Source organism: Lentzea sp. CA-135723, from assembly GCF_050936595.1.
GTDB lineage: Bacteria > Actinomycetota > Actinomycetes > Mycobacteriales > Pseudonocardiaceae > Lentzea.
Map to the genome: position 1 here is coordinate 3,291,578 of NZ_JBNJMK010000001.1, position 18,264 is coordinate 3,309,841.

General features: G+C 70.6%; 19 protein-coding genes. 8 read left to right on the plus strand and 11 right to left on the minus strand.

The annotated features are described in order from the left end of the window. Nucleotides 1–91 precede the first annotated feature (91 nt). Nucleotides 92–730, minus strand: coding sequence for a TetR family transcriptional regulator (locus ACQEU1_RS14190; protein ID WP_433200596.1), 639 nt, complete (start codon nucleotides 728–730; stop codon nucleotides 92–94). A 69-nt stretch (nucleotides 731–799) separates the two neighbouring features. Between ACQEU1_RS14190 and ACQEU1_RS14195 the strand changes: the two genes are divergently transcribed. Further along, complete coding sequence (locus tag ACQEU1_RS14195) at nucleotides 800–2,008, plus strand: cytochrome P450 (RefSeq protein WP_433200599.1); 1,209 nt, start codon at nucleotides 800–802, stop codon at nucleotides 2,006–2,008. A 3-nt stretch (nucleotides 2,009–2,011) separates the two neighbouring features. After that, a complete protein-coding gene (locus ACQEU1_RS14200) occupies nucleotides 2,012–2,206 on the plus strand; it encodes a ferredoxin (RefSeq protein ID WP_382444937.1) in 195 nt (64 codons plus the stop codon). A gap of 48 nt (nucleotides 2,207–2,254) precedes the next feature. Here the strand turns inward: ACQEU1_RS14200 and ACQEU1_RS14205 are convergent, their stop codons facing one another. After that, nucleotides 2,255–3,859 (minus strand): serine/threonine-protein kinase, encoded by a 1,605-nt coding sequence (locus ACQEU1_RS14205; RefSeq protein ID WP_433200603.1) that lies wholly within the window; start codon nucleotides 3,857–3,859, stop codon nucleotides 2,255–2,257. Between the two features lie 93 nt (nucleotides 3,860–3,952). On the opposite strand from ACQEU1_RS14205, the gene ACQEU1_RS14210 reads away from it, so the two are divergent. Next, a complete protein-coding gene (locus ACQEU1_RS14210; RefSeq protein WP_433200606.1) occupies nucleotides 3,953–5,425 on the plus strand; it encodes a tannase/feruloyl esterase family alpha/beta hydrolase in 1,473 nt (490 codons plus the stop codon). Between the two features lie 62 nt (nucleotides 5,426–5,487). Then, nucleotides 5,488–6,465, plus strand: a complete 978-nt coding sequence (locus ACQEU1_RS14215; RefSeq protein ID WP_433200609.1) for an NADPH:quinone reductase — start codon at nucleotides 5,488–5,490, stop codon at nucleotides 6,463–6,465. A gap of 62 nt (nucleotides 6,466–6,527) precedes the next feature. Here ACQEU1_RS14215 and ACQEU1_RS14220 read toward each other — a convergent pair whose 3' ends face one another. Both ACQEU1_RS14220 and ACQEU1_RS14225 read right to left on the minus strand, forming a co-directional pair. Then, on the minus strand, nucleotides 6,528–7,370 hold the full coding sequence (locus tag ACQEU1_RS14220) for an alpha/beta hydrolase family protein (protein WP_433200612.1): 843 nt from the start codon (nucleotides 7,368–7,370) through the stop codon (nucleotides 6,528–6,530). A gap of 17 nt (nucleotides 7,371–7,387) precedes the next feature. After that, nucleotides 7,388–8,488 (minus strand): NAD(P)-dependent alcohol dehydrogenase, encoded by a 1,101-nt coding sequence (locus tag ACQEU1_RS14225; RefSeq protein ID WP_433200615.1) that lies wholly within the window; start codon nucleotides 8,486–8,488, stop codon nucleotides 7,388–7,390. Nucleotides 8,489–8,601: 113 nt separating this feature from the next. Here ACQEU1_RS14225 and ACQEU1_RS14230 point away from each other — a divergent pair, with 113 nt between their 5' ends. Next, nucleotides 8,602–9,219, plus strand: a complete 618-nt coding sequence (locus tag ACQEU1_RS14230; RefSeq protein WP_433200618.1) for an isochorismatase family protein — start codon at nucleotides 8,602–8,604, stop codon at nucleotides 9,217–9,219. A 31-nt stretch (nucleotides 9,220–9,250) separates the two neighbouring features. Beyond that, complete coding sequence (locus ACQEU1_RS14235; RefSeq protein ID WP_433200621.1) at nucleotides 9,251–9,790, plus strand: YceI family protein; 540 nt, start codon at nucleotides 9,251–9,253, stop codon at nucleotides 9,788–9,790. A gap of 50 nt (nucleotides 9,791–9,840) precedes the next feature. Here the strand turns inward: ACQEU1_RS14235 and ACQEU1_RS14240 are convergent, their stop codons facing one another. The 3 genes from ACQEU1_RS14240 to ACQEU1_RS14250 are packed head-to-tail and all read right to left on the minus strand — an operon-like array spanning nucleotide 9,841 to nucleotide 12,027. Further along, nucleotides 9,841–10,728: an LLM class flavin-dependent oxidoreductase gene (locus tag ACQEU1_RS14240; RefSeq protein ID WP_433200624.1), complete on the minus strand. Its 888-nt coding sequence runs from the start codon at nucleotides 10,726–10,728 to the stop codon at nucleotides 9,841–9,843. A 26-nt stretch (nucleotides 10,729–10,754) separates the two neighbouring features. Next, the gene (locus tag ACQEU1_RS14245) at nucleotides 10,755–11,045 is read right to left on the minus strand and encodes an antibiotic biosynthesis monooxygenase (protein WP_433200627.1); all 291 of its coding nucleotides are present in this window, start codon (nucleotides 11,043–11,045) and stop codon (nucleotides 10,755–10,757) included. A gap of 13 nt (nucleotides 11,046–11,058) precedes the next feature. After that, nucleotides 11,059–12,027: a hypothetical protein gene (locus ACQEU1_RS14250; RefSeq protein WP_433200630.1), complete on the minus strand. Its 969-nt coding sequence runs from the start codon at nucleotides 12,025–12,027 to the stop codon at nucleotides 11,059–11,061. A 156-nt stretch (nucleotides 12,028–12,183) separates the two neighbouring features. On the opposite strand from ACQEU1_RS14250, the gene ACQEU1_RS14255 reads away from it, so the two are divergent. Then, nucleotides 12,184–12,891: an alpha/beta fold hydrolase gene (locus ACQEU1_RS14255; RefSeq protein WP_433200633.1), complete on the plus strand. Its 708-nt coding sequence runs from the start codon at nucleotides 12,184–12,186 to the stop codon at nucleotides 12,889–12,891. A 21-nt stretch (nucleotides 12,892–12,912) separates the two neighbouring features. On the opposite strand, the gene ACQEU1_RS14260 is transcribed toward ACQEU1_RS14255, so the two are convergent. The 4 genes from ACQEU1_RS14260 to ACQEU1_RS14275 are packed head-to-tail and all read right to left on the minus strand — an operon-like array spanning nucleotide 12,913 to nucleotide 17,331. Beyond that, the gene (locus tag ACQEU1_RS14260; protein WP_433200636.1) at nucleotides 12,913–13,383 is read right to left on the minus strand and encodes a MarR family winged helix-turn-helix transcriptional regulator; all 471 of its coding nucleotides are present in this window, start codon (nucleotides 13,381–13,383) and stop codon (nucleotides 12,913–12,915) included. Nucleotides 13,384–13,392: 9 nt separating this feature from the next. Then, nucleotides 13,393–14,034 carry a hypothetical protein gene (locus tag ACQEU1_RS14265; protein WP_433200639.1) on the minus strand — a complete coding sequence of 214 codons (642 nt, stop codon included), beginning with the start codon at nucleotides 14,032–14,034 and terminating at the stop codon, nucleotides 13,393–13,395. Continuing rightward, on the minus strand, nucleotides 14,031–14,489 hold the full coding sequence (locus ACQEU1_RS14270; protein ID WP_433200642.1) for an SRPBCC family protein: 459 nt from the start codon (nucleotides 14,487–14,489) through the stop codon (nucleotides 14,031–14,033). Before ACQEU1_RS14270 ends, ACQEU1_RS14265 begins: the two co-directional genes overlap by 4 nt. Before the next feature lie 40 nt (nucleotides 14,490–14,529). Next, on the minus strand, nucleotides 14,530–17,331 hold the full coding sequence (locus tag ACQEU1_RS14275) for a helix-turn-helix transcriptional regulator (protein ID WP_433200645.1): 2,802 nt from the start codon (nucleotides 17,329–17,331) through the stop codon (nucleotides 14,530–14,532). A 47-nt stretch (nucleotides 17,332–17,378) separates the two neighbouring features. Between ACQEU1_RS14275 and ACQEU1_RS14280 the strand changes: the two genes are divergently transcribed. Further along, nucleotides 17,379–18,206: a cupin domain-containing protein gene (locus ACQEU1_RS14280; protein ID WP_433200648.1), complete on the plus strand. Its 828-nt coding sequence runs from the start codon at nucleotides 17,379–17,381 to the stop codon at nucleotides 18,204–18,206. The last annotated feature ends 58 nt before the right edge of the window (nucleotides 18,207–18,264 follow it).

Here is an 18,264-nt window from a genome sequence, read left to right on the forward strand (position 1 = left end):
GGTTCCAACGTTGACGTCAGATTAAGAACCAGCCTGCAAGAGGTAACCAGTTTCCTCACTGGAGACTGCATGACCATTCGTGACCGTTCGGTCACAGCATCTGCGAAAGCCCTCGCAGCGCTGCGGCGATCTGCTCCCGATGCCCCTCCAGGGTGGCCCTGGTTACCCCGTCCGCCGCAGCCCTGGCGACGTCGTCGGTCGCAACCTTGAGCACCGCGCTCATCGCGGCCGCCTGCACCCGCACCTCGATGGCGTCCCTGCCGAGCCCGGCGCGCTGGGCGAGCACGTCCGCGAGCGCGTCCTCGGCCCGTTCGCGCAGCATCAGGTACGCGGCGCGCAACGCACGTTCGTTCTGGGTGAGCCGGACGACCGCGAGAACGGCCTCGATGTCCTCGTCGGAGGCCGCGTCGAGCAACGGCGTGTAGGCCTCGCGGAGGTGGTCGATCAGTTCGAGCTCGCGCGGCCAGGCGCGCACCACGATGCAGAACGCGTCGACCATCTTGGTGAGCAACGGTTCGACGCACGCCTCCTTCTGCGGGAAGTAGCGCCAGAACGTGCGTTCGGAGACGCCCGCGGCCTGCGCGATCTGCTCCCCGGACGTGGCCGCGACGCCCTGTTCGGCGAAGAGGCGCACCGCGTGCCGGGAGAGGTCGAGCCGCTGACGCTGACGTTGCTCGTCGCTCACCGGGGGCCTGCCCCGGCGCGGCTTTTGCGTCACAACGTCCGTCATCGGGCGATTCAACCACACGGCAGAGCACATTTATTGGCACCATCTGCCATTAAGCGCTACGGTCGGTGCATGAGCATTGACGCAGAGCGCTTGCAGCTGCCGCTGGCCAGGCCGAACGTCCTCGATCTAGCCCCGCTCTACGAGGTGCTGCGGCGCGAGGCGCCGATCGCGCCCGTGACCACACCGGCGGGCGACCCCGCGTGGCTCGTCACCCGGTACGAGGAGGTCAAGCTCCTGCTGGGCGACAAGCGCTTCGGCCGTTCCCACCCGGAACCGGAGAAGGCGTCGCGCATCTCGACCTCGGCCGTGCAGGACGGCCCGACCGGCGAGTACGCGACCGAGGAGGCCGACCACACGCGGATGCGGCGCCTGCTCACGCCCGCGTTCTCGGCCAAGCGGATGCGGCTGCTGGGCGAGAACATGGAACGCCTGGTCGACGCGTGCCTCGACACGCTGACCGAGGAGCACTCCAGGACCGGCGTCGTGGACCTGCACCGCGGGCTCGCGTTCCCGTTGCCCGTGGCCATGATCTGCGGGCTGCTCGGCGTGCCGGAGGAGGACAACGACCTGTTCGCGTCGCTGTCCGAACGCATGGCCAGCACCGAGATCGGCGAGGAGGCCCACGCCGCGCGGGAGGAGTTCTTCCGCTACATGGTGGGGCTCGTCGAGGGCAAGCGCGGCCGGCTCGGCGAGGACGTGATCTCCGACCTCGTGCGCGCGCAGGCCGAGGACCCGTCGTTCGACTACGTGCAGATGGTGCGGCTGTGCGTCGGCCTGCTGTTCGCGGGCCACGAGACCACGGTCAACCGCATCGGCCTCGGCGTGCTGTTCCTGCTCACCGACCGCTCCCGCTGGGACGCCCTGGTCGCCGACCCGGACGGCCGCGTCGACGCGGTGGTCGAGGAGGTCATGCGCCTCGGCGCCCCCGGCGACCTGGGACTGCTGCGCTACGCCAAGGAGGACGTCGACCTCGCGGGCGTGACAATCCACGCCGGCGACGCGCTGGTGCTCTCCATCAACGCGGCCAACCGGGACGTGACGGTGTACTCCGAGGCCGAGGAGTTCAACCCCGACCGTCCGGAGAGGACGCACCTCGGCTTCGGCCACGGCGCGCACTTCTGCATCGGCGCCTCGCTGGCCCGCACGGAGCTGCGCGTGGTGTTCCGCGCGCTGGCCCGCCGCCTGCCGCAGATGCGCCTGGCCAAGGAACTCGACCAGCTGCAGGTCCGCGCGACGCTCACCGGTGGCGTCGCCGAGCTGCCCGTGACCTGGAGGTAGACCGTGAAGGTAGTGGTGGACCAGGGCAAGTGCGTCGGAGCGGGCCAGTGCGTGCTGGCCGCGGACGACGTGTTCGACCAGCGCGACGACGACGGCCTCGTCGACCTGCTGGACGCGAGCCCGCCGGCCGAACGGCTCGCGGACGTGCGGCACGCGGCGGCGGTGTGCCCGGCGTCGGCGATCGCGGTCGAGGACTAGAAAAGCGCCTCGCGGGCGCGTCCTGCGCCCGCGAGGTCCACATCGGACTCAGTCCTTCATGAGCGGCTCGACCAGCTTCGAGCCGTCCGCCTTGCCGACGAAGCAGTAGATCAGCCGGTCGGAGCTGCGGTAGCCGTTCTCGGTCTTGACCTTCCACGCCTCCGCGGTCGGGATGATCACCCAGTACCGCAGGGTCTTCTCCTTGTCCTGCCCGGTCACCTTGCCGGACAGGAACGTCTTCGTGCACCCGGTGCCGCCGACCTTCGTCAGCTCCTCGACGCCGGGGTACGGGACGTCCTTCTCGATCTCGGTGTTGGCGAGCACGGTGTCGAGCAGCTCGGTCTCGTGTTCGGCGTAGCAGCCGACGCGGTCCTTGATCTCGATCTTGCGGACGTCCTTGGCCGGCGTCCAGGTGAGGCATGCGTCGGGGAACGACATCAGCGAGTCGTGCTTCAGGTCGCCGTCGGGCCCGAGGGTCAGCACGGGCTGCATGGCGGCGGTGCTGGCGGGTCCGTCGACGATGCCCACGCCGCCGATGTTGTCGATCATCGGCTTGAACACGGTGAAGTACAACAGGACTATCGCGCCGACGAGGAACAACGGCACGAGCGTCGCGGACAGGAACAGCCCGACCGACCGCTTGCGCCGCGGCGGCACCGCCACGGACGGCGCGGGCGCGAACTGCCCGATCACCACCGGCCCGGACGTGGGCGGCGGCCCGAAGGCCGGCAGCGGGCCCGAGCCGTTCAGCCTCGCCGGGTCCACGTTCAGCGTCGGCCCGGCCATCGTGGGCCTGCCGTCGACCACCGGCCCGGTGAACGCGGGCGGCACGGTCGGGTGGAGCTCCGCCATCAGCAGCGCGCGCTCGATCAGCCGGTGCGCCTGCACGATCCCGAGGCGACGGCCAGGGTCGGGTTCCATCAGGCCGGTGATCAGCTCGCCGAGCGGGCCGGTCACGCGCGGCACCGGCCGTTCGCTCATCACCGCGAGGATCGTCGCCGAGGTGGTGGGCCGGTCGAACGCGCCGCGCCCCTCCACGGCGAAGAACAGCGTGGCCCCGAGCGCCCACAGGTCCCAGCCCGGTGAGGCCTCGCCGCCCGCCAGGCGTTCCGGCGCCATGTACGCGGGCGAGCCGATCAACGTGCCGGTGGCCGTCAGCCGCGGGTCGTCGACGGACTGGGCGATGCCGAAGTCGGTGAGCTTCGCGGTGCCCTTGCCCGGCACCATCACGTTGCCCGGCTTGACGTCCCGGTGCACGACGCCCGACTCGTGCGCAGCTTCCAAGGCGGCCAGCAGCTGCCCGGCCAGCGTCGCGGCGGCGCGGGTGGTGAGCGGCCCCGACTTCTCGACCAGCGACTCCAGCGTGGGCGCGTTGATCAGCTCCATCACGATGAACGTCTGGCCGTCCTCGGAGATGAGGTCGTAGACGGTCACCACGGCGGGGTCCCGCAGCTGGCTCGCGATGCGCGCCTCGCGCAACACGCGTTCCTGGTAGATCGCGCGCTCTTCTGCCGGAACGTTGCCGGGCAGCAACAGTTCCTTCACGGCCACGTCCCGGCCGAGCACGGTGTCCTGGCCGAGCCAGACGGCCCCCATGCCACCGCGCCCCAGCTCGCGGACCAGCCGGTAGCGTCTGTTCCCCACCTCGCGCATGCGCGGAAGTCTGTCACCCGGTCCGGTGACGTACACCGGCACCGTCACCTGACGGGCGCGACCACCGGGCACCCCCTCCTAGCGTCGCCGGGCGTGAGACGACTGACGAAGCTGTTGGCCACCACCCTGCTCCTGACCGGCCTGTCCCCGCTAGCACCGGCCTCGGCGGCACCCCAGAACTGCGCACCGGTGGCCGTCACCGCCCCGGCCGGCGCGAAGATCGAGTCCGTGGACGCCGTGAGCCACCCCTCGCACTGCGAGATCACCGTGACGCTCACGCACACCGACGACCACGTGAAGGTCACCATCGGCCTCCCCCAGGCGTGGACCGGACGCCTCCAGGGCGTCGGCGGCAGCGCCTACGCGGCAGGCGACACCGGCGCCCCGTTCTCGCAGGCCCTCCAAGACGGCTACGCGGCCGTGACCACCGACGCCGGCGTCCTGGACGGCCTGAACGCGAGCTGGGCGGTGCGGAACGGCCGGCTCGACCAGACCCTCCTGACCAACTTCGCCACCCGGTCCGTGCACGAGGCGGCGGTCCTCGCGAAGCAGGTGGTGCGCAAGCACTACCAGCGTTCCGCCACCTACTCCTACTGGAACGGCTGCTCGACCGGCGGCCGCCAGGGCTACGCCGAGGTCCAGAACCACCCGGACGACTACGACGGCGTCCTGGCCGTCGCCCCTGCCGTGCACTGGTCCCAGTTCGCCGTGGCCACCCTCTGGCCGCAAACCGTGCAGGCCAACGAAAAGCACGTGCTCGGCAACTGCGTCCTGAACGCCTTCCGCGCAGCGGCGATCTCCGCGTGCGACGCGACCGACGGCGTCACGAACGGCATCGTCGACCGGCCGGACCGCTGCGGCTACGACCCGCGTCAGCTCGTCGGCAAGAGGATCCTCTGCGACAACACCGAGGTCACCATCTCCAAGGCCGACGCCGACGTCATGCGCAAGATCTGGGACGGCCCGACCGACGAACGGGGCCGCAGCCTCTGGCCGGGCCTGCCGAAGGGCGCCGACCCGATCTGGCTGGCGGGCACCATCCCCGGTTTCCCCGGCCCCGGCTTCCCGGTGGCGTCGCTGTGGGTGCAGAACTTCCTGTTGAAGCAACCGAACTTCGACACCGCGACCCTCACCTACGCCCAGTACCGCGACCTCTTCCGCCAGTCCGTCCGCGAGTTCGACGGCTCGATCGGCACCGCGAACCCCGACCTCACGGCGTTCCGCCGAGCAGGCGGCAAGCTGATCACCTGGGTGGGCACCAACGACCAGCTCATCCCTCCGGGCGGCCTGCTGAAGTACCGCGAGCAGGTCGAACGCCGCATGGGGGACGTCAACGACTTCTACCGCCTCTTCACCGCCCCCGGTGTCGACCACTGCGCCGGTGGCACCGGCCCCCAGCCGGTGAACCCGCTGAAGTCCCTGGTCGACTGGGTGGAACGCGGCAAGGCCCCGGCGACCCTGCCCGCCACCACCGCGGACAGCAGCCGCGACCTCTGCGCCTACCCCCGCACCTCCCGCTACCTGCACGGCGACCCGAAGGCGAGCTCCAGCTACCGCTGCCTCTAGCAACTAGTCAGGATTAGTGACTATCAAGTACAGTTACTACATCCGACCGGAGGGAGCCCGAAATGCGCGCCGCCTACTACGAGAAGCAGGGTCCAGCCCACGAGGTGTTCCAGGTGGGCGAGGTCCCAAGACCAGAACCGGGCCCGGACGAGGTCAGGGTGAAGGTCGCCGTCTCCGGCGTGCACGTGGGCGACGTGGGAAAACGCCGCGGCTACTGGGGCTCCACGATGACGTTCCCGAGAGTCGTCCCCCACGGCGACGGCGCGGGCATCGTCGACGCGGTCGGCACCAACGTCTCGCCCACCCGCGTCGGCGACCGGGTCTGGGTCTACCTCGCCCAGTCCTACCGCCCGTTCGGCACGGCGGCCGAGTACGTGGTCGTCCCCGCCGCCCACGCCGTGCACCTGCCCGACGAGGTCGACCTGGAACAGGCCGCGATCGTGGGAATCCCCGGCATCACAGGCCATCGAGCGGTCTTCGCCAGCGGCCCGGTGGAGGGCAAAACCGTTCTGATCACCGGCCCGCTGGGCGGAGTGGGCAGAGCAGCCCTGGCCGTGGCCCGCCGAGGAGGCGCCACGGTCATCGCCACCGTCCGCCACTCCGCCCAGATCGACGAGGTCAAAGCAGCAGGCGCCCACCACGTGATCAGCCTGGACACCGAAGACCCGGTCGCCCAGATCAAGACCATCGCCCCGGACGGCGTGGACCGAGTGGCCGAGATCGACCTGGCCGGCAACGCGCAGTTCGACGTGGAGATCCTGAAGTACAACGGCGTAATCGCCACCTACGCCACCAGCGACCCGGAAGCCCCGCTCCCGTACTGGCAACTGGCGTTCAAGAACATCACCGTTCAGCACCTGAGCAACGACGACTTCCCGGAGGAGGCCAACGACCAGGCGGCCCGGGACCTGACCGCCGCGCTGGCGGCAGGCGACCTGGCCTACCCGATCGCGGAACGCTTCACCCTGGACCAGACGGCAGAGGCCCAGGACGCCGCCGAACGCACGGGCGCGGCAGGCCGAGTGATCATCACTCTCTAATTCCCACAACGGAAAGGGTGCCTGGCCACAGAGCGGCCAGGCACCCTTTCCGTTGTGCGCGGTCAGGAAAGCTTCTCCGCCAACCACTTCCGAGCCACGGTCCAGGCGTGCCCATCGGGTTCGATCACGCTGAAGTGATCCCCACCGGGTGAGTCCACGAACTCCGCCAACGCATGCCGCTCCGCATAAGTCCGGCTGAACTCAGCGGGAATCACCTCATCCGCAGACCCGTGCACAGCCAGCACCGGCACCCCGCCGTCCCCCATCTCCACCGGCGAAGCCAACGCGTAGACCCCAGGATCCTCACCAGCCGAAACCCCCATCAGGAACCGGGTCATCCCAGCCCCGACCCCGGCCGCCACAACGGGCCAGAAGTCAGGCCCGGACGGTCCTGGCGCACCCCGCGGCGGCTCCCCGGAAAGATCCGCGAGCTCGGTCCCCAGCCGAGCCCCGTCAGCGGCGACCAGGTCCAGCACCCCGGCGATCGACACGACCCCGGCCAACGGCACGACTGGCGAAGCCCCGACCACCCCGGCGGGCAATGCGGAACGATGCGCGGTCCAGGTGGCCAGATGCCCGCCGGCCGAGTGCCCGACCACCGCGACCCGAGACAGATCGAGCGGCGCGTCCAACGAGGCCACCAGATCCACCGCGGCGGCGACATCGGCGAACGTCCCCGGCCACCCGGCTCCGGCCTCCCCCATCCGCCGGTACTCGATGCTCCACACCGCACACCCGGACCCCACCAGGTCAGCGATCAACGGCTGCACCGCGGTGTCGTCCCACATGGCGGCCCACCACCCACCGTGCACCATGACCACAACGGGAAACGGCCCAGACCCCACCGGCAGGTGCAGGTACCCGAACTGCGACGGCTCGGCACCGTAAGCGATCTTGCGAAACATGAAGTCCTCTTTCACCCTCAGGGAACGACCACGGGCTTGACGACGCGGCCGGACTTCATCGCCTCGGCCGCCTTCTCCACGTCCGCGAGCGCGAACGTCTCCACCAGCTCACCGACCGGCATCCGGCCGTCCGCCACCATCTCGGCGAGCAGCGGCAGGAAGATCGGCGGGTTGCTCTCGCCCTCCACCACACCGAGAACGCGCTTGCTGTCGTTCACGATGTCGGCGACGTCGACCGGCGCGGTCACGCCGAACGGGGGCACGCCGACGATCGCCGCCGCGCCGCCGATGCGCAGGCTCTTCAACGCCTGCGCGAAGACCGCAGGAACACCGCTGCTCTCCACCACGTAGCCGGGGCCGCCGCCGGTCAGGTCCTTCAGCGCGGCAACGGGATCCGTGACGCGGGCGTTGACGACCTGGGTCGCGCCGAGCCTGCGGGCGAGGTCGAGGCGCGAGTCGTGCACGTCGACCACGACGATCTCGGACAACGGCAGCAGCGCGGCCGCCATCACCGCGGACAGGCCCACCACGCCGGCGCCGAAGACGGCGACCTTGGCTCCAGCCGGGGGTTTCAGCACGTTCAGCACCGCGCCCGCGCCGGTCTGGACGCCGCAGCCGAGCGGCGCGAGCACCTCGGCCGGCAGGTGCGCGGCCGCGTCCGGCACCGCGACGGTGTTGCGCACGGTCGACAGGGCGTGCCCGGCGAACGACGACTGGCCGAAGAAGCCGCCGTGCAGGCGCTGCCCGTCGAGCGCGAGGTTCTCCTGGCCGTTGGTGAAGTTGCGCGGCAGGAACTCCGCGCACTGCGACGGCACACCGGCCTGGCACGCCTGGCAGACACCGCACGAGTCGAACGTGAGCATGACCCGCTGACCGGGTCGCAAGGACGTGACGCCCGGCCCCACGCGCTCGACCACGCCCGCGCCCTCGTGGCCGACGACGCCAGGCAGCGGGAACGGGAAGTCGCCGTCGCGCGCCGCCAGGTCCGCGTGGCACATGCCGGTCGCCTCGACGCGGACGAGCACCTCGCCCGGCCCCGGCTCGTCCAGCTCGACGTCCCGCAGGACGAAGTCCGCTCCGGCGGAGGACACGACGGCCGCTGCTGTGCGCTGTCCCACTTCACTCACCCCTTTGCCCGTTGGGCGTTGCTCTTGCACCCCACAATAAGTCATGTATCGTGATAGTCAAGCTTAGTGACTATCCAGGTTCATGACCTCAACGGGAGAACACCATGAACGCGTTCCTCGAGCGGCTCACCTCCGAGAACGCCGCGGTCCTGCTGGTCGACCACCAGGTCGGCCTGTTCACGGGCGTCCGGGACATCACGGTGAACGAGCTCAAGCACAACGTCGTGGGGCTCGCGAAGGCGGCGCAGGCCCTGGGCGTGCCGGTGATCCACACCACGACGGCCGCGACGAGCATGTGGGGCCCGTCGATTCCCGAACTGCTCGCGGTTCTGCCGGAATCGCAGGAGATCCACGACCGCTCCACCGTCAACGCCTGGCACGACGAACGAGTGCGCGCCGCCGTGCGGGCGACCGGCGCGACGAAGCTGATCATCGCGGGCATCAGCCTCGAGGTCTGCGCCGCGTTCCCGGCGATGGCGGCGCTCGCCGACGGCTACCAGACCTACGTCGCCGTGGACGCGTCCGGCACCTTCTCCGCCACCAAGCGGGAAGCAGGCATCGCCCGCATGCAGCAGGCCGGCGTCATCGTCAGCGACTACGCCACGTTGATGGTCGAGATCCTCGGCGACAACGCCCGCGAGGTCGCCGGCGAGGTGTACGGCGCCCTCGACATGGACTTCGGCACCCTGCTCGGCCAGGTCGTCGCGTCCTACCAGAAGTAGTCCGAAGCAGACCACGCAGACAAAGGAACCCATGATGGACATCACCTTCCCGGCCGGCAGCTACGTCATCGACGCCGCCCACTCCTCTGTCACCTTCGCCACCCGCTTCGTCGCCGGACGGGTGCGGGGCACCTTCGACGACATCTCCGGAACCGTCGAGATCGCGGAGGATCCGGAGAAGTCCTCGGTCACCGCCCAGATCGGCACGCAGTCGCTGCACACGGGCATCGCGCCAAGGGACGCGCACCTGAGCTCCGCCGACTACTTCGACGTCGAGAACCACCCGAGCGCGTCGTTCACGTCGACCGAGCTGATCGCGGACGGCGAACGGTTCGCGTTGCGCGGCGACCTGACGTTCCGCGGCGTGACCCAGCCCGTGGAGTTCGACCTCTACCCGCTGGGTTCCGGCACCGACCACTTCGGCTCGTTCCGGGTCGCCTTCCACGCCACCGCAAGGGTTTCCCGCAAGGCGTTCGGCGTGAACGGGAACGCCTCCCTGCCCGGCGGGCCCCTGCTGATCGGGGACGCCACCGACGTGACGCTGGAGATCCAGGCCGTTCCCGCCGCCTGATCACCGCGAGAACCGAGCCGGGCGCCCGCAAGGCGCCCGGCTTTTTGCCGTCAGTCCAACCGGACGCGCACGACCGGCGCGACCTCTTCACCGAACCGGTGAGCCTGGTCCGCCGCGTCACCTTCCGGCCACAGCACGAACCCGGTGAACGACTGCATCGCGAGCTTGGTCAGCACGTCCGCCCAGCCCTGCGCGTCCGTCCGGATCGGCGCCGACCCCTGCAGGTCGACGGGTCCGGGCGTGTCCGTGATCGTGCCGACGAGCTGCGCGATCCGGCGCACCGACCCCGGTTCACGCCCGGCCTCGGTCGCCGCCCGGTCGATCAGGGCGTTGCTCCCGGCCCACTTCTCGTACGGCAGGTACGACGGAATCGGTGCGGCCCAGCCGTCTGCGGCCCGCCCGGTGAGCGCGAGACTGCGCGGCCCCTGCGCGCCGACCCAGATCTCCACGCCACCGGGAGCGGGCGGCTGGGACGTCAGCCTCGACACCGAGTACCAGTCGCCCTGCGTCGTCACGTTCTGGCGCGGCTGCCACAACGCGCGCATCAGCTCGATCGCTTCCGCTTGAGCCGCAAGGGCTTCCTTCGGGCTGCGGCGCGGCACGCCGAGCTTGGTGATCGCGTCCCAGTAGCCGCCGGCACCGAGGCCGAGGTGGAACCGGCCGTTCGACAGTCGGCTCAGCGCGCTCGCCTGGCGGGCGAGCATCGGCGCCGGCCGCAGCGGGAGGTTCGCGACGTCGGGGAAGAACGAGATCTTCCTGGTGTGGGCGATGAAGTCGCCGATGAGCGCGAACGCGTCGAGGTAGTCCGCCACGTACGGGTGGTCCTGGACGCCGACGAGGTCGAGCCCCGCCCGTTCGGCCGCCGCGACGACCGCCCTGTTCTCGTCGATGTCGGCGGTCGGCACGACCGAGACGCCGAAGCTGAGTGCCTGCAGCACAACTGTCTCCTTCGAGGTGCGCTCCCCTACTCGGAGAGCACGCCTTCCTCAGCACTGACAAGGGAGTCGATCGCGGCGAAGAACGTCTTGATGCCTGGGAGGTTCGGACCCTTCGCACTCGACAACGCGTAGTCCTGCGAGGAGCGCCATTCGACGATGTCGAGCCATTCGTCGTTGCCCAGCCGCACGAGCCGGGCGCCGAGGAACCCCTCGCGGTCGGCCTCGAAGTCGGCGATCATCCCCGGACGGGCGGCGAGCAGCGCCTCGACGTTCTCCGGCGCCACGCGGAAGCGGGTCAGTTCCACTGAAGTAGTCATGAATTTATGATAGTCAAGATTTGTGACTAAAGCCAGGGATCGACCGCCACCCGATCGTGCCGATGAACACCGTGATGGCCAGCAGCAACGCGCCGGTCATCCACCGCCATCCGTCCGGCTGGGCGATGTTCAGCCACTGCTCGGCGAGCGAGACCGCGGCGGCCAGCGGGAAGGTGAACGACCAGAAGCCCATCGAGAACTTCAGCCTGCGGTAGCGGGGAAGCAGGCCGATCTGCATCAGCAGCAGCACCACGCCGACACCGGCGATCGAGTCCGCGACGGGGTCGATCACGTGGCCGTTCAGCGTGAACCAGGCGAGGCCGCCGACCGCGGGCGGCGCGAGCAGGATCATCGCGGTGGGCGCCAGCGCGTCCGGCAGCGGGGCGCGGAACGAGTGTCGCTGCACCACGATCCCCGTCAGGACGATGCCGAAGAACGTGCCGGTGGCGAACAGTCCCCAGGCGAGACCTGTGTTGCCCATCTTCGCGGCCACGTCGGCGCCGATTAGTCCGGGTGCGACGGTCGGCAGCAGGTACCCGGCGTGCAGTGCCTCGTGCTCCAGGCCGCCCTCGAACCACCAGCCGAACACGACGACCACCAGCGCGGCGGATCCGGTTAACGCCAACAGGTAGAGCACCCACCCCGCGGTGTGCGAGTACGTGTGGAGCTGGGCGGCCAGCAGCATCGCGGTGACCGGGGCGAGCGACGCGACCGGCCCCTGGGCGGGGTGCCTGATCTGGTCGATCAGCCGTTCCTCGCCTCTGGCACCGCGGACGAGGTGGGCCACGACCAGCCACACCCACGCGATCGCCGCGACCGCGTAGAACACCTGCGACACCGCGGCCGGCAGGCCCAGCGCGGGGGTCGCCGACCTCCACGCGCCGGCGAGGCCCGCGAGGCCGAAGCCGATGGCGAACGTGGTGAGCGGGATTCTCGTCACCGGCTGCGCTGGGGCGCCGGGCTGGACGAGCGTGCTGGTCATGTCGTCCTCCGTGGACAGTCCGTTCCGATGGGGAGAACGTTCCTCCGCAAGGCGGTGTCCGTGCGTCTGTCAAATGACCGTCGTCGAAACGACCGTCACGCGCACCGCCGGACGACAGTCATGTGACGGGCACTGACGGCGTGCGGCGCGACCAGGATGGACCGCATGAAACCCACCATCGTTCTGGTACACGGAGCTTTCGCGGAGTCCGGCGGCTGGGGTCCGGTCGCGGACCGCCTGCGGGCGGAGGGACACCACGTCGTCGCGGCGGCCAACCCGTTGCGCTCGGTCGCCTTCGACGCGACCCAGGTCCGTGCGCTCGTCGACTCGATCGAGGGACCGGTCGTCCTGGTCGGCCACTCGTACGGCGGCATGGTCATCAGCAAGGCCGGTGCGGGCGCGGAGAACGTGACGGCGCTGGTCTACGTGGCCGCGTTCGCGCCGGAGGCCGGGGAGAGCGGCGCGAGCCTGTCCGGGAAGTTCCCCGGCAGCACGCTCGGCGAGACGTTGCGCACGGTCGACCTGCCCGACGGAAACCAGGACGCCTATGTGGCGCAAGAGCTCTACCACCGGCAGTTCGCGGCGGACGTGCCCGAGGAGCAGGCGCGGCTGATGGCGGTCACGCAGCGCCCGATCACGATCGCCGCGCTGAACGAGGCCGCGGAGGGCCCGCAGGCGTGGCGCGGGCTGCCGAGCTGGTTCGTCATCGCCGAGGCGGACAGGAACATCCCGGCCGCGGCCGTGCACTTCATGGCCGAACGCGCGGGCGCCGAGGTCGTCAGCGTCGAGGGCGCCTCGCACGCGGTGTTCGCGTCACGGCCGGACCTCGTGGCCGAGGTGGTCCTGCGCGCGGCGAACGCCTGAGCCGCAACGCCGAACGGCCGGTCAGTCCTCTGAGGACCGACCGGCCAGGCGCTGGTGTTCGGTGATGTCGACGAGCATCCGCTTGAAGCGGGTGTACTCGCCCTTGCCGACGCGTTCGGCGTGACGTTCCTGCATCGTGGCCATGATGCGGTCCGCGGCCTGCATCTGCGCGAGGCCGCGGCCGGTCGGGCAGATCAGCTTCGCCCTGCGGTCACTCGGATCGGGCCTGCGTTCGACGTAGCCGAGCGTCTCCAGCTCGTCGATCAGCGTGCCGATGATCTGCTTGTGCTGACCGGACAGGTGCGCGAGGTCGGTCGCGCGCACGCCGTCCGGGTCCAGGTAGGCGAGCACCGCGCCGTGGCGGTGCTTGAGGTCGCCGAACCCCAGCTCGGCGAGGGTCTTGAACAGTTCGCGCTGCACCGCGAACAGCAGGCGGCCCGACAGGACCCCCAGATCGGGGTTCGAGGCGTTGCGTTCCGCGCGGGTGACCATCCAGCAACCCTAGCGGCGAACTAGTTCGCGCCCGAGGACCTCCCGCAGATGCACTTCGACGAACACCCGCAGGTAGGGGTCCTTCGCCATCCTGTCGAACGCCGCCACGAGGTCCGGGTCGACCTCGTCGGTGAGGTTCACGATCTTCCACAGGTTGAGCGGGTCGGTCTCCGTTCCGCCGACGGAGTGCTCGACGTGGAAGATCGGCTGACCGGTGCCCGCGGTGAACACGCGGCCGTCCGGCGCCTCGAACCGCTCGTCGCCCACGAAGAACGCGCGGCGGCGCTCGTGGTCGAGCCGCACGTGCTCGATGATCCGCGCGGTCCGCCCAGGATGCGCCCACAGCCGCTGCTCGGACACCCGCGTGAACTCCTCGACCTGGCCGTGCCAGACGCTCGGGAACTTCTCGGCCCCCGGCAGGACCACGGTCGGGATGAAGACGTCCGGCGCCTTCGCCTTGCGGACCTCCATGTCCCACAGCTGGGTGCCCGTGTACGCGAACGGCGGGGTGACCCGGTAGCGCTCGCGCAGCACCTCGTTGACCCGCACCGCGGGCAGGTCGGCGACGGTGTTGCCGGGCTGCGCCCAGGCCTGCTCGAAAACGGCCTCGTGGTCGAGCGTGGTGATCATGACGAGCTCCCAACTGGTCATCCTTCGTGATAGTCACGATACATGACTATATCGAGGGAGGCCAGCCACTCCTTCGTCTGGTCGAGTCGTTCGGCGGCGTGCAGGGTCGCGGACGGGCCCCTGGCGGCCTCCTCGAAGACCACGCGGGTGCCGCCGCCGACGTCGGGGAGCAGCAGCCACGACTGGTAGAAGCTCAGGCCGTCGCTCACCGCGATCCAGCCGAACCGTTCGGGACGATCGAGCTCGCCGACGATGCCGTCGAGCGCGTGCAGTGCCGTCACCACGAGGAACCCGCTGCCGACGGACAGCTCACCGGCCTGGACCTCGGTGGTCCCGCGCTGCCACTTCGGCCACTCCCCCGCCGCCGTGAGGTGGTCGAAGAGGGCCTCCGGGGCTGCCGCGACGAGCCGCTCGTGGCTCACGAAGCTGTCGCACTGCTCCGGCCCCCAGCCTGGCGGCCAATGGACTTCGGTCATGCCCCTCAGCGTGTCGCGAGACCCGCCGGTACAGCATCCGTCACATGACGGTCCGCTCGTCGTACGAGGTCAGCGCGTCGCGCAGGGCCGCACGGGAGGTGATGCCGAGCTTGGGGAAGATCTTGTACAGGTGGTCGCCAACGGTCCGGTGCGACAGGAAGAGCTTCTCGCCGATCTGCTTGTTGGTCATGCCGCTGCCCGCGAGGTCGGCGATCTCGCGTTCCTGCGGGGTCAACAGCGCGTCCGCCGTGGCGCTCGCCTGCCGCGTGATGCCGGTCGCGCGCAGTTCGGCCGCCGCGCGGTCACGCCACGGCACGGCACCGAGGGCCGCCATCACGTCGTGCGCGAGCGTGAGCTGCTCACGGGCACCACTGGTGTCACGCATCCTGCGCAGCCGTTCGCCGTAGAGGAGCCGCACGCGTGCCGTGTCGAACGGCCACACGTTGAGGTCCGGCCCGCTCAGCGCGTCCTCGAACTCCTTGAGGTCGCTGGAGACCAGTGCGCCCGCAGCCGTGGCGAGCAGCCGCGTCCGGGACGAGACGTGCCTGGTCGCCGCCAGCGCGGCGGCGTGCTGCTCGGCCTCCTGCCGCCGTCCGATGTGCAGGGCCGCCTCGACCAGGTCGAGGCCCGACCACAGGGCGGTGGGCCGGTAGCGCGCGACCTGCCCGGCCGGGCTGACCCGCGTCGCGTACTGGTAGGCGGCCTGGAAGTCGCCGGCGCCGATCTCGGCGAGGGCGCGGGCCTGCTGGACGAAGTACGTGACGCCGAGCGCCCGGTTCGCCTGCGCCCAGCGCACGGTCGTGTCGGTGAGCTGGCGCGCGGCGGCGACCTGGCCCCTGCCCGCCGCGACGAGCGCCTGCACCCAGTCGAAGTACCAGCGGAAGAACTTGAAGCCGTGCTCGGCGCAGACGGCGATGCCCTCGTCGCACAGCTTCCACGCCTCGTCCCACCGTCCCGAGTGGAACTCGTCGACCGCGAGGTGGATCAGCGCGCCGATGTAGCGGCGGGCAGGGCCGTTGCCCTCGCGGGCGTTCTGCACGAGGAGGCGTTCGGGGGCGCGCAGGCGGTGCAGCCGGTCGCCGAACAGCGCGGCGGTGCCGATCCGCACGAGCCTGGTGGGTTCCTCGTCGTTGTCGACCGAGTCGATCAACGCGTCGAGCGTCGCGATGTCGTCATCTGTGGCCGTGACGGGGTCCGCGAAGATCGCCGCGTTCACCTGCGTGACGGGTGATGGCGCTGGTACGAGCTTGTTCACCAGTGCGCGGTGATGGTGTCCCGCTTCTTCTGTGCCGACCCACCAGCTGATGAGCATCAGGCTGTGCATGGCCTCGGTCAGCACCGGGTCCTCGGCGTCGAAGCCGTGGTCACCGGCCTCGACGGCGCCCGCGAGCAGCCGGTACGCGGTGGTGACGTCGCCGTCGTTGTTGATCAGCAGGTGGGCGGCGGCCGCGGCGGCGTACAGCGACCGCGTCTCCAGCACACCGGTCTCGCGCGCGTCGCCGAGGAGCCTGGTCGCGGTGGCCATCTCGCCGCCGTTCTCGGCCCCGATGTAGGCGGCCTCCGCGAGCCTGCGGCCGCGTGCGTCCTGGGTGGCGCTGAGCTCGGCGGCCCTGGTCAGCGCACCGATCGCGCCGAGCGCGTCGCCCCGCTTGGACAACGCGTGCGCGCCCTGTTCGAGCTGCGCGGCGATGGTCTCGTCGGGGTCCAGGGTGGACTCGGCGAGGTGGCGGACGCGGCGTTCCGGGGAGTCCACGGCGGTCGCGATCACGCCGTGCGCCCAGCGGCGTTCCGACTCCGACGACGCCTCGACGACGGCGGCCTTGATCAGCGGGTGCCGGAAGGTGAGCCGGTTCGGGGCGGTGTGGACGAGCCGGGCCTCCTCGGCGGGGGCCAGGTCGTCGAGCACGCAGCCGTTGTTGGCGGACCTCAGGCGCGCGAAGTCGACGTTGCCCGCGAGCGCGCCCAGCAGCAGCATCTGCCGCGCCTTCTCGGGCAGGTTCCTGACCCGGTCGCTGAACATGCCCTGGAGGCGTTCCGGCAGCGGCAGCGCCTCGCTCAGGGTGGTGAAGTCGGAGCGTTGCTCGCCGTCCAGCGCGGACGGCAGCTCGAGCAGGGCCAGCGGGTTGCCGGCGGCGGTCTCCAGCAGGCGCCTGCGCACGGCAGGTGCCAGGTCGGGGAAGTTCGCGTTCACCAGTTCCCTGGCGGCCGGGACCGGCAGCGGCGACAACGTTGTCTCGTTCAGGCCGCTCTGGCCGAAGAACCCGCGCTCGCCCGTGCGGCAGGCGCCGAGGAAGACGATGGGGCTGCCGACGAGCCGGCGCGCGACGAAGCTGAGCACCTCGGCGCTCGCCCGGTCCACCCAGTGCAGGTCGTCGACGATGATCAGCAGCGGCTGTTCCTTCGCGACCGCGCGCAGCCAGATGAGCGCCGCGTTGGACACGACGAGCCGGTCCGGGACGGGGCCGACGTCGAAGCCGAGCGCGCACTTCAGCGCCGTGCGGTGGGCCTCGCTGAGCGGGGGCATCTCGTCGCCGAGGGGGAAGAGCAGCTGGTTGAGCGTCGAGTAGTTGATCTCGGACTCGAACTGCGCGCCGGCCGCCCTGAGCACCATGCCGGTCTCGCGCGCGGCGAGCTGGTCGAGGACCGCCGTCTTGCCGACCCCGGCGTCCCCGCTGACGAGCAGCGCTCCACCGCGCACTCCGGCGGTGTCGAAGTACGCCCTGATGGCACTGATGTCCTGCTCGCGGCCGATCAGCGGCACAGGCCGGTCCTCCCGAGGTGGTGATGCTCCCGCGGGAGCATCACCCGTGCCGATCGAGATCTCCACACCCTGCAGGCTCAATTTCCGTCGATATCGGATCAAGTCATTGTTTGTGATTGTATGGCCGCGTGACCAGCTTGAGCGGACTCGTCCGGCTGGCGAGGCCCGAGGGCGAGATCGACGTGCGCTGCCTGCTGGCCGGGAGCGTGACGCTGGACAACCCGGCGTCCGGGCCCGGCGAGGTGCCGTTCCACCTGCTGCTCGACGGCGCCTGCACGCTGACGTCCGGCGGGTACTCCGTCGCCCTGTCCCCCGGCGACATGCTGCTGCTCCCCCACGGCGACGCGCACGTCGTGACGTCCACCGGCGGCGGGATCGACCTGTTCTGCGGCCACTACCGCTTCGAGCAGGGCGCGGGCGCGTTGCTGTTCCGGCTGATGCCCGCCGTCGTGCACGTGACCCTGGACCCGCCGGCTCTGGCTCTCGCCGAGGTGCTGCGCGCGGAGGCGGTGTTCGCGGGCGCCGGCTCGCAGGCGGTGATCTCCGCGCTGCTGGACGCGTTGCTGGTGATGACCCTGCGCAGCCGCCCCGACCAGCGCCTCGACACCCCAGGCCTGTGGACGGCGATGGGCGACGACGTGCTCGGCCGCGTGATCACCGGCGTGCTGGAGCAGCCGGGTGAGGCGTGGACGATCGAACGGCTGGCGGCCGAGGCGGCGATGTCGCGGGCGACGTTCCTGCGCCGGTTCAGCGCCCGCACCGGCACGACCGTGGCGACGCTGCTGACCGCGATCCGCATGATGGCCGCGGCCGACCTCCTCACCCGCACCGACCACTCCGTGACGCGGGTGGCCCGCGAGGTCGGCTACCGCTCCGAGTCGGCGTTCAGCCAGGCGTTCCGCGCGGCGCTCGGCACCTCGCCCGCCCGCTACCGCCGCGAGTCCTCGTCGCGCTGACGGCCCCCTGCGATCACCGGCTCCCGCGACGACACTGGGCGCCGTCACCTGACGGCCG